We start from the raw sequence: 9,709 nt of genomic DNA, 5'->3' as shown, positions 1-9,709 counted from the left end.
GCGCAGCCCTTGCGCGCGGCCTTGACCGGCCAGACGACATCCCCAGGAATTTTCGACGTTTTGGTTCTGCTCGGTCGGGACGAGAGTCTGGCGCGGATTGCCGCGCAAGCTACCGCCCCGGCAGGGTCGCAAGTCTAGGGAGTATAGACACTTGGCTAACCAGGCAAAACTCACCACTGCCGGTAAGGAGTTCGAATATCCTATCTTGAAGGGCAGCGTCGGCCCGGATGTGATCGATATCCGAAAGCTCTATGGTCAGACCGGCCAGTTCACCTTCGATCCGGGCTTCACCTCGACGGCGGCGTGCGAATCCGCGCTGACCTATATCGACGGCGACGAAGGCGTGCTGCTGCATCGCGGTTATCCGATCGGCCAGCTGGCAGAGCAATCCAGCTTCATGGAAGTGTGCTACCTGCTGCTGAACGGCGAACTGCCAAGCGGCGATGAGTTGGAGACGTTCTCCACCACTATCACGCGCCACACCATGCTGCATGAACAGCTGGCAACGTTCTACCGTGGTTTCCGCCGCGATGCGCATCCCATGGCGATCATGTGCGGCGTGGTCGGCGCGCTTTCCGCGTTCTACCACGACAGCACCGACATCGCCGATCCCGAGCATCGCAAGATCAGCTCTCATCGCTTGATCGCCAAGATGCCCACGATCGCTGCGATGGCGTATAAGTACTCTGTCGGGCAGCCCTTCCTCTACCCCGACAACAAGCTGAGCTACACCGGCAATTTCCTGCGGATGACCTTTGGCGTCCCCGCGGAGGAGTATGAAGTGATCCCGGCGGTGGAGAAGGCGATGGATCGCATCTTTATCCTTCACGCCGATCACGAGCAGAACGCCTCGACCTCGACCGTGCGTCTTGCCGGTTCGTCGGGCGCGAATCCGTTTGCGTGCATCGCGGCTGGTATCGCCTGCCTTTGGGGCCCTGCTCACGGCGGCGCGAACGAAGCGGCGCTCAACATGCTCAAGGAAATCGGCACGCCGGACAAGATTCCGCACTACATCGAGCGGGCCAAGGACAAGAACGATCCCTTCCGTCTGATGGGCTTCGGCCACCGCGTGTACAAGAACTACGATCCGCGCGCGACCGTCATGCAGTCTACCGTTCGTGAAGTGTTCGAAGCGCTGAAGGTGGACGATCCGCTGTTCGAAACGGCTCTCCGCCTGGAAGAGATCGCACTGAACGATCCCTACTTCGTCGAGAAGAAACTTTTCCCGAACGTGGATTTCTACTCGGGCATCATCCTTTCGGCGATCGGCTTCCCGACCACCATGTTCACGGTGTTGTTCGCCCTGGCTCGCACGGTCGGCTGGGTGGCGCAGTGGAACGAAATGATCAGCGATCCAGGCCAGAAGATCGGCCGTCCGCGCCAGCTCTATACCGGGCCGACGCAGCGCGACTATGTGGCGATCGACAAGCGCTGAGGCGCCATTCCGGTCGGAATAACAGAGGGCTCCGGAACGTCTCCGGAGCCCTTTTGCGTTCAGGCGATGCGGCCGAACGGCATAAGCTGCTTGGCCAGACTGGCAGAGGCCTTGCCATCGCCTTTCCGCAACGATGCCAGGAGCGTCCCGGCCTGACGCTGCATCACCCGGTCAAAAGATGTCTCCGCCCGCGCCCCAACCGCAGCTTCGGCAAGGCGGCGCGCTCCAGCCACATCATCCGGATTGACTTGAATCTGCTGCAGGCTGGCAAGCGCCGAAACTGAAGCGCGATTACGTCCCAGTGCCAAGGCTTGCGCCATCTCCTTGGTGCCGACAGCGGTGCGCGCCCCTAGCGCGGTGCGTGCCATGAACGGCCCCAACTCGATCACCGATGCCAGATGCCACCCCGCCAGAGCCAGGTGCGTTTCGGGGTTGCGCGGATCGGCGGCGACCAGGGCTTCGAATTCGCGCCTGGCAGCCAGAACGTCACTGCGGCTGCGATTGAGCTTGCCGCGATAGCTAATCGCTAAGGCCCGCTGTAGCCGTGTGTTGCTGTCCTGCGGGTTTCGCTTCAGGCTTGATTCCGCTATCGCAATAGCCTGATTGATTTGTGCCAGCGCCGTGGCCTTGTTCGTGGTGCCAAAGGCGGCGTTGACCAAAACGTCTCGCGCCGTTTCCGCCTGCGCGGGGCTGCACAGCGCCGTAATGCTTATTCCCAGCAGTCCCGCAGCAGTAAAACGCTTCATCGCTGTCACTCTCCCGACACCGTGATTCGTGTCGATACCAGAACACCGGACGTCAACGCGCGTTGCCTCCGACTCTCTGATCGATTTCGACTTTATTGAAAGTGTAAGAACGAAAGCTGAACCAGCCTGCAAAAACGTGATGTACTGCGGATACGAAAAGCCCCCAAAGCACGAGGCTTCGGGGGCTTGGATCTTGCAAAAAGCGGGTACTGTCAGCGCAGCGAGACGACGTTGTCCGAAACGCGGGGGTCCTTGCGCTCGCCGGTATAGAGGCTGGCCATCGGCTCATCCTCGACGATCACGCTGGCGCCCTGGCCAAAGCCGTTGAACGCCGTACGCATCGCCGCACCGTAGGCACCGAGCATGCCGACCTCGATGTAGTCGCCCGATGCGATATCTGCCGGCAATTGGAACGGGCCTTCCATGAAGTCGGCATCATCGCATGTGGGGCCGTAGAACGCGAAGTCTTCCAAGGTGTCGGCACGGTCGGCATTGAGCACTTTGACCGGGAACCGCCAGCCCACGTGCGCGGCATCGTAGAGCGCGCCGTAAGCGCCATCGTTGATGTAAAGCTCCTTGCCGCGACGCTTCTCCACCTTGACGATCAGCGAGTTGTATTCGGCGCTCAGCGCGCGGCCCGGTTCGCACCAGAGTTCGGCGTTGTAAGCGATCGGCAGGGCTTCGAAGTGGCGGTGGATGATCGCAAAATAATCTTCCAGCGGCGGCGGCTCCATGCCCGGGTAGACCGAGGGGAAACCACCACCAACGTCAATCATGTCGATGACGACACCGGCGTCGGCAATAGCCGCACGAACGCGCTCCAGCGCCTGGACATAGGCGAAGGGCGTCATCGCCTGGCTGCCGACGTGGAAGCACAGGCCGAGCCAGTCAGCGACCTGGCGGGTCTCCTGCAGCAACGGCCCGGCGTCGACGAGATCGATCCCGAACTTGGACGCCAGGCTCAATTCCGAATACTCGGAAGACACGCGCAAGCGCACGCAGAGGCGCAAGTCGGCCGCCGGATTGCCGTGCTCGTCCGCCGTGGCGGCCACGATCTTGGCAAGCTCTTCGCGGGTGTCGAGGCTGAAGGTGCGCACGCCGTGAACAAAATACGCTTCACGGATCGCGCTGGCGGTCTTCACCGGATGCATGAAGCACAGCGTTGCCTCAGGCAGCACACCGCGCACCAGTCGCACTTCCGCAATCGAGGCCACGTCGTAGTGCGTGATACCGCCGTCCCACAGGATCGGCAGCAGCTCAGGCGACGGGTTCGCCTTCACCGCATAGAGGGATTTGCCCGGAAACTTCGTGGTGAAGAAGCGAGCGGCCCGCGCCGCGGCATGCGGTCGGTTGAGGATAACGGGTTCGTCGGGCGAGAGGGCGCGCGCTACTGCCGAGGCGTCAAGATGATGGTGCAACTCAAGGGACCCCCAAACGGTGTGTTACAAAAAGCTGCCTTGCGGTTTGGAAGTCCCCATGGGGCAGCGGAGGGCGGATATAGGGGTGATCTACGGATTCGCAACCGAAAAATCTGCGGTGTCAAAAAAGCTTCACAATGGCACCAAGATGCGCACGCCTGGGGGAGCGAAACAGGCGAAAAACGAGAGTGAAATGCTCATCAGTTCAGCCTTTCTATCGGGCCTTGCGAGACTGGAACAACGTGGTGCTTTCGCCACAGTTTCGATTACCCGATATAATCGAGCCAGGTCGCCCGCCGTGCGAGCCTAGGTGAGAGCGCACCGCGCCGCGATCAGCTCAATCGGTCGCGAAAGTCCTCGTAATCGAAACGGCGAATGCACTCGAGCGCGTCGGTTTCGGAATCCCAGAGCCAGATCGAGGGCAGCGGCACGCCGTTGAACGTCGTCGTCTTCACCATCGAATAATGCGCCTGATCGAGGAACGCGAACCGCGCGCCGGGCTCCGCCGGAACAGGCAAGGCGTAATCCCCGATCACATCCCCGGCGAGGCACGACGGACCACCAAGACGGACCGTACCGCCGGTGTCGTTGTCCATCTCGTCGTCCCCCGTCCGCTGTTCGCCCAGCATGGCGGGGCGATAGGGCGCCTCGATCACATCAGGCATGTGGCAGGTCGCCGAGATGTCGGTGATGGCGACTGGCATGCCGTTCCATCCCGTGTCGAGGATCGTGCCGACGAGAATGCCTGCGTCCAGCGCGATGGCCTCGCCCGGCTCGATATAGACGTCCGCGCCGGTGTCCTCTGCCACATCGGCGAGGAACTGGATCATCTCCTCGCGCTGATAATCGGCCCGGGTGATGTGATGTCCGCCGCCCAGGTTGATCCACTTGAACTGACCAAACCAGGGCTCGAGATGGTCGAACACCTTGTCCCAGGTGCGGGATAGCGGTTCGAAGTCCTGCTCGCACAAGGTGTGCATATGTAGCCCGTCGATCATCTCGATGTGTTCGTCGGTCAACTGGTCGATCGGGAAGCCCAGGCGCGAATGCGGGGCACAAGGATCATAACGAGGAACCTCACCCTCGGCATGCAGGGGATTGATCCTGAGGCCGATGTCGAAGTCCTCCCCCCCGGCCCGCGCCGCCTCGATGATCGGCCACAACCGCTCGATCTGGCCCGGTGAATTGAAGATCACATGGTCGGAGAGGCGCAGGATTTCCGGCAGATCTTCCGGCTTGTAGGCGGCGCAGTACGTGGTGATCTCACCGTCGTAAAACTCTGAGGCAAGCCGGGCTTCCCATAATCCCGAGGTACAGACGCCGTCCAGATACTCGCCGATGATCGGGGCGGTGGACCACATCGAGAAGGCCTTCAACGCGGCAAGCACCTTGGTGCCGGACCGCTCGCCCACATCCTGGAGGATGCGCAGGTTCTCTCGCAACTTGGCGGCATCCACCACGAAGGCGGGGCTTTCCACACGCTCCAGATCGAAACGGGCAAAGGCCCCGGGATCGCCGGCTCTGGTTTCCATGCTTGCTGGTCCTCGATGCCTACGGCGTCAATCGACGCAGATGGTATAGGCCGATTTGCCGCCCTTGATCTCGGAATAGCATCCGAAAAGGCGATCGTCCGCCTGGCATTGGCCCGCCGTCTGCGGTTCGGCGGTGTTGCCCGTGGCGACGCACTTGCCGTGGCACTGCGCGCTGTCCGTGCAGCTCCTGCCGGCATCGGCAAAGGGACGCACGCACAGTTCCGAACCAAGCCTTCCGCGCCGCTCCACACGGCCGCCGCTGGCCTGGCAGGCGGCCTTGTCGGGCCCTGACATATCTCGCACCAGCGACTGCCCTGCCGGAGTGGTCGGAGCAGCTTCGGGCGCTTGGGTGGGCGTGCAAGCACAAAGCGATAGGCCGCTCAGCGCAGCGAGGAAAAGAGCGCGCACCATCAGAACGACAGCGGCCCGTCAAGTTCCTCGACCGTCCACGGCAGGCCATGGGCGTTGAGCATCTCCATGAACGGATCGGGATCGAGCTGTTCGATATTGAAGACGCCCTCACCACGCCAGTTGCCGGTCAGCATCATGGCCGCCCCGATCATCGCGGGAACGCCGGTGGTGTAGCTGACGGCTTGGTTGCCGGTCTCTGCGTAGGCTTCTTCATGATCGCAGATGTTCTTGATGTAGAACGTCTTTTCGCCCGAGCCATCCAGCGCGTCACCCGTCGCGATATCGCCGATGTTGGTCTTGCCCTTGGTCGTGGCGCCAAGCGAGGCAGGCTCCGGCAGCACCGCCTTCAGGAACTGCAGCGGGATGATCTCGACGCCGTTGTACATCACCGGGTCGATGCGCGTCATGCCCACGTTCTGCAGCACGGTCAGGTGCTGGATATAGGCATCGCCGAACGTCATCCAGAAGCGCGCGCGCTCCATCTCCGGCAGGAATTTCGCGAGGCTTTCCAGTTCCTCGTGGTACATCATGTACATGTTCTTGGGACCCACGCCCTCGAAATCGAACTGCTGCTTCACGCCCATTGCCGGGGTTTCGACGAATTCACCGTTCTCCCAGTGACGGGCCGGCGCGGTGACTTCGCGGATGTTGATTTCGGGATTGAAGTTCGTGGCGAACGGCTGGCCGTGGTCGCCGCCATTGCAATCCAGGATATCGAGCAGGCGAATGCTCTTGAGCTTGTGCTTCTTCAGCCACATCGCGAAGACGCTGGTGACACCGGGATCGAAGCCCGAGCCCAGCAACGCCATCAGGCCCGCCTGCTTGAACTTGTCCTGATAGGCCCACTGCCACTTGTATTCGAACTTCGCTTCGTCGCGCGGCTCGTAGTTGGCGGTATCGAGGTAGTGGGTGCCTGCCGCCAGGCAGGCATCCATGATCGCCAGATCCTGGTAAGGCAGGGCCAGATTGACGACGAGCTTGGGGCCGATGCTCTGGATCAGTTTCGTGGTGGCGGCCACATCGTCCGCATCGATCGCATAAGTCTGGATATCGACGCCGGTGCGCTGTTTTACCGACTCCGCGATCGCATCGCACTTCGAAACGGTGCGGCTGGCGAGGTGGATGTCGGAGAAGATGTCCGGGTTCATCGCCATCTTGTGGACCGCAACCGACCCGACGCCGCCCGCGCCGATCACCAGAACCTTGCTCACTAACCTGTCTCCTTTGGCGACCGCGCCCGCGAAAGGCCCGCATATAGGCCCGGCATATGACAAGACAACCACGAGCACCACGCTTGCCACTCGTCCCGGCGCCGGCCACAGCCGTCGGCATGGACTTTGACGATCAGCTAAGCCGCTATTTTGGCACCGCCGACATGGAGGCGATCGCGCCCCCTGCCCTCGCCTCCGGGATAGAGCGCATGGGCGTGGACCTGGGCATGGAGCAGGATCGCGGCCGGCGCTTCGCCTTGTGGTCGCTGATGTATCTGCTGGGTGCCGCGCCAGACCTGGACGCGGTGTTCAAGAAAGCCGAGGATCGCGACGCCGCGTGGGACTTCATGGATTTGATGGACAAGGCGGCGCCCGAGTAGCCGCCCCGTCTTTCGAACTTTCCGGTCAGCCTTTAACGAACAAGCTGGCGAGTTCGACATGCGTCGACCAGCGGAACTGGCCGACCGGGCGCAATTCGGCCAACCGATATCCGCTCGCCACCAAGGTCGTCGCATCGCGTGACCAGCTGGACGGATTGCATGAGATGTAGACGATCCGGGGCACGGTGCTTTGCGCCAGGTATCCGACCTGTTCACGCGCACCGGCGCGGGGCGGATCGAGCAGGACGGCAGCGAAGCGGTTTAGCTCATCGGGTTGCAGCGGATTGCGGAACAGATCTCGGTGCAAAGCATGGACCGGCATTTGCGCACGACCGGCGGCAGCCTTGCACGCGATATGCGCGTCTCGCGCGGCTTCCGCCGCCAGGACCTTGGTGGCGGGTCCGGCCAGCGCAAAGGCGAAGGTACCAAGGCCCGAGAAGAGATCGGCGATGGTGGCCGAACCTGCGAGCCACTCCTGAGCGGCCGCGATCAGCGTCGCCTCGCCATCCGCCGTTGCCTGCAGGAAGGCCCCGGGCGGCAGGGGCACGCTGGCGGGGCCGAGACGCACGCTGACCGGATTGGGCTCCCAAGTCGGTTCCGGGCCATAGCCCTGGTCCAGCGTCAGACGGGCGAGCTGGTTGTCCTGCGCGAATGCCAGCATGGCTTCCGTCGCATCCAGCCCTTCGACGCGTAGCCCCTTGAGGCCAAGGTCGACGCCCTGCTCCGCCAGGGTCATCTCGATATCGACGGCGAGCTTTCCGGGATGGCGAGCCAGCATTTGCCGCAGCGGGGCGATGAGTGCGAACAGCTCGGGCACCAGCACGTGGCATTCCTGCATGTCGACGATTCGGTGCGAGCCCTGCTCCCGGAAGCCGAGCACGATGCGCCCCCCCTGGCGCTGCGCATGCAAAGCCGCCCGGCGGCGTGACCGCGGAGGAGAAAGGTGGGGCGGCGTGATCACCTCAGCTGTCAGTTCCTGCCCGCTTGCAGCATTGGCCACGCGTTCCGCGACGAAGCCGGCCAACGTCTCCTCGTCCAGATGCTGCAACTGGCATCCACCGCATGTGCGGAAATGCCGGCACGGCGGGGTCGCGTGGTGCGGCCCTGGCTCGATTACGCCATCCGCCTGTACCCGGTCGCCCGGGGCGCTGAAAGGGACATGCCTGCCCGACGCGGTGATGCCATCGCCTTTGGCAGCGACGCGCAGGATTTCTTCGACGATACTCATAAACAATCTGCCAGCGCTTGCGGAACTGCCTTGGCCAGGTCAGCCGCTGTGAAAGCGGGGGAACAGCGCCGAGCGGCATGGGCATGCAGCCACACGCCCTCGCACGCTGCCGTGAACGCCTCTAGTCCGGTGGCAAGCCGGCTGGCGATGGTACCGCTGAGCACGTCACCCGTTCCGGCAGTCGATAGCCAGCTGTTTCCTCGATCCGCCAGAACGACTCGTCCATCGGGACTTGCGACAACCGTATCGGGGCCCTTCGCCACGATCACCATGCCGCTCTTGGCGGCCAGGTTCATGGCGCGTTGGGGCTTGGGCAACGAACCGTCACATACGAACGCCCGCTCCAACGCGGCCAGTTCGCCATCATGCGGCGTGGCGATGGCTGGTGCCGTGCGATCCGCCATGGAACTGGCACTGAGCAACATCAGAGCGTCGGCATCCAAAACGCAAGGTGCCGGCGCGTGAAGCGCTGCCGCCAGTCGTTCTGCCGCCGCATGATCGCGGCCAAGCCCGGGGCCGATGAGAACCGCGCCGGTACGCCGGTCATCCAACGCATCAGAAAGGTCGCGTTCATCGGCGACAAGGTCGATCGGCAGGTTGCCAGGACGTTCGCCGACGATGCGCACATATCCCGCACCTGCGCCTTGCGCCGCGGTAGCCGCCAGCACCACCGCGCCGGGCATTGCACCGCCGACTACGGCCAGCATACCGCGCGTATATTTGTGCGCGTTCTGAGCCGGAGCGATGATGCGAGGGGCGGTCAAGCGCCGCGCTGCGCCAGATACGGGGTCGATGCCGATCTCGACCAAGCGCAGTGAGCCCATCCGGGCGACGGACGCCATGAGTAAATGGGCAAACTTCCATGCCCCCAGCGCCAGTGTCAGGTCGAAGGCAGGAACGGGCGACAGCAAGGCCCCGGTATCGGCATCGATCCCACTAGGCAGGTCTACCGCAACGCGCAGACGATGCGCCTCGGCAAGCCGGAGCAGCAGCGCCTCATCTTGCACGGACAGCGGCCGGGTCAGTCCACTGCCGAACAGGCAATCCACAAACACTTCACCGCTGATGTCCGCTCCCGGGTCAACAATCTCGCCCTGATAAAGCTGCCTGGCGTTCCGAGCGGCAGCGGTCCGAGCGTCGTAAGGGGCGACGACACAAACATCACCGCCGCGCCGGCGAATGGCTTCGGCCAGGACATAGCCGTCTCCGCCATTATTGCCAGGACCGCACAGCACGGTCACGCGCCGGGTTCCGGCGATGCGCCATACCCAATCCGCCGCGCCCTGCCCGGCCTGGTCCATCAGCGCCTCGACACTGATGCCTCCCGCGATGAGCCGATCCTCGGCAG

The 9,709-nt window shown here is 63.1% G+C and carries 10 protein-coding genes; 3 read left to right on the top strand and 7 right to left on the bottom strand.

The genetic code is table 11. The annotated features are described in order from the left end of the window. Both ACHWRX_RS07665 and ACHWRX_RS07660 read left to right on the top strand, forming a co-directional pair. On the top strand, positions 1 to 138 hold a 138-nt coding region (locus tag ACHWRX_RS07665), incomplete at its 5' end, for a hypothetical protein (protein ID WP_394658742.1). A 13-nt stretch (positions 139 to 151) separates the two neighbouring features. Next, on the top strand, positions 152 to 1,435 hold the full coding sequence (locus ACHWRX_RS07660; protein WP_058735373.1) for a citrate synthase: 1,284 nt from the start codon (positions 152 to 154) through the stop codon (positions 1,433 to 1,435). 59 nt (positions 1,436 to 1,494) lie between these two features. Here the strand turns inward: ACHWRX_RS07660 and ACHWRX_RS07655 are convergent, their stop codons facing one another. The 5 genes from ACHWRX_RS07655 to ACHWRX_RS07635 all read right to left on the bottom strand — a co-directional run bounded on the left by ACHWRX_RS07655 (position 1,495) and on the right by ACHWRX_RS07635 (position 6,753). After that, positions 1,495 to 2,313, bottom strand: a complete 819-nt coding sequence (locus tag ACHWRX_RS07655) for a tetratricopeptide repeat protein (RefSeq protein ID WP_394658740.1) — start codon at positions 2,311 to 2,313, stop codon at positions 1,495 to 1,497. Between the two features lie 80 nt (positions 2,314 to 2,393). Next, a complete protein-coding gene (locus tag ACHWRX_RS07650) occupies positions 2,394 to 3,599 on the bottom strand; it encodes a type III PLP-dependent enzyme (protein ID WP_394658739.1) in 1,206 nt (401 codons plus the stop codon). Between the two features lie 332 nt (positions 3,600 to 3,931). Continuing rightward, positions 3,932 to 5,131, bottom strand: a complete 1,200-nt coding sequence (locus ACHWRX_RS07645) for a carboxynorspermidine decarboxylase (protein WP_394658738.1) — start codon at positions 5,129 to 5,131, stop codon at positions 3,932 to 3,934. 27 nt (positions 5,132 to 5,158) lie between these two features. After that, positions 5,159 to 5,434, bottom strand: coding sequence for a hypothetical protein (locus ACHWRX_RS07640; RefSeq protein WP_394658737.1), 276 nt, complete (start codon positions 5,432 to 5,434; stop codon positions 5,159 to 5,161). Between the two features lie 107 nt (positions 5,435 to 5,541). Continuing rightward, positions 5,542 to 6,753 carry a saccharopine dehydrogenase family protein gene (locus ACHWRX_RS07635; RefSeq protein WP_394658736.1) on the bottom strand — a complete coding sequence of 404 codons (1,212 nt, stop codon included), beginning with the start codon at positions 6,751 to 6,753 and terminating at the stop codon, positions 5,542 to 5,544. Between the two features lie 119 nt (positions 6,754 to 6,872). Here ACHWRX_RS07635 and ACHWRX_RS07630 point away from each other — a divergent pair, with 119 nt between their 5' ends. Continuing rightward, positions 6,873 to 7,133 carry a hypothetical protein gene (locus tag ACHWRX_RS07630; RefSeq protein WP_394658741.1) on the top strand — a complete coding sequence of 87 codons (261 nt, stop codon included), beginning with the start codon at positions 6,873 to 6,875 and terminating at the stop codon, positions 7,131 to 7,133. 25 nt (positions 7,134 to 7,158) lie between these two features. Here the strand turns inward: ACHWRX_RS07630 and ACHWRX_RS07625 are convergent, their stop codons facing one another. Further along, entirely contained in the window at positions 7,159 to 8,361 is a 1,203-nt protein-coding gene (locus tag ACHWRX_RS07625; protein WP_394658735.1) for a class I SAM-dependent RNA methyltransferase, read from the bottom strand. Continuing rightward, the coding region (locus tag ACHWRX_RS07620; RefSeq protein WP_394658734.1) for an NAD(P)H-hydrate dehydratase at positions 8,358 to 9,709 on the bottom strand (1,352 nt) is incomplete at its 5' end. The genes ACHWRX_RS07625 and ACHWRX_RS07620, both read right to left, overlap by 4 nt.

The organism is uncultured Novosphingobium sp. (genome assembly GCF_964277725.1).
GTDB lineage: Bacteria > Pseudomonadota > Alphaproteobacteria > Sphingomonadales > Sphingomonadaceae > Novosphingobium > Novosphingobium fluoreni.
The sequence above is the reverse complement of the archived record's forward strand: the minus strand, read 5'-3'. Positions and strand labels throughout refer to the sequence as shown.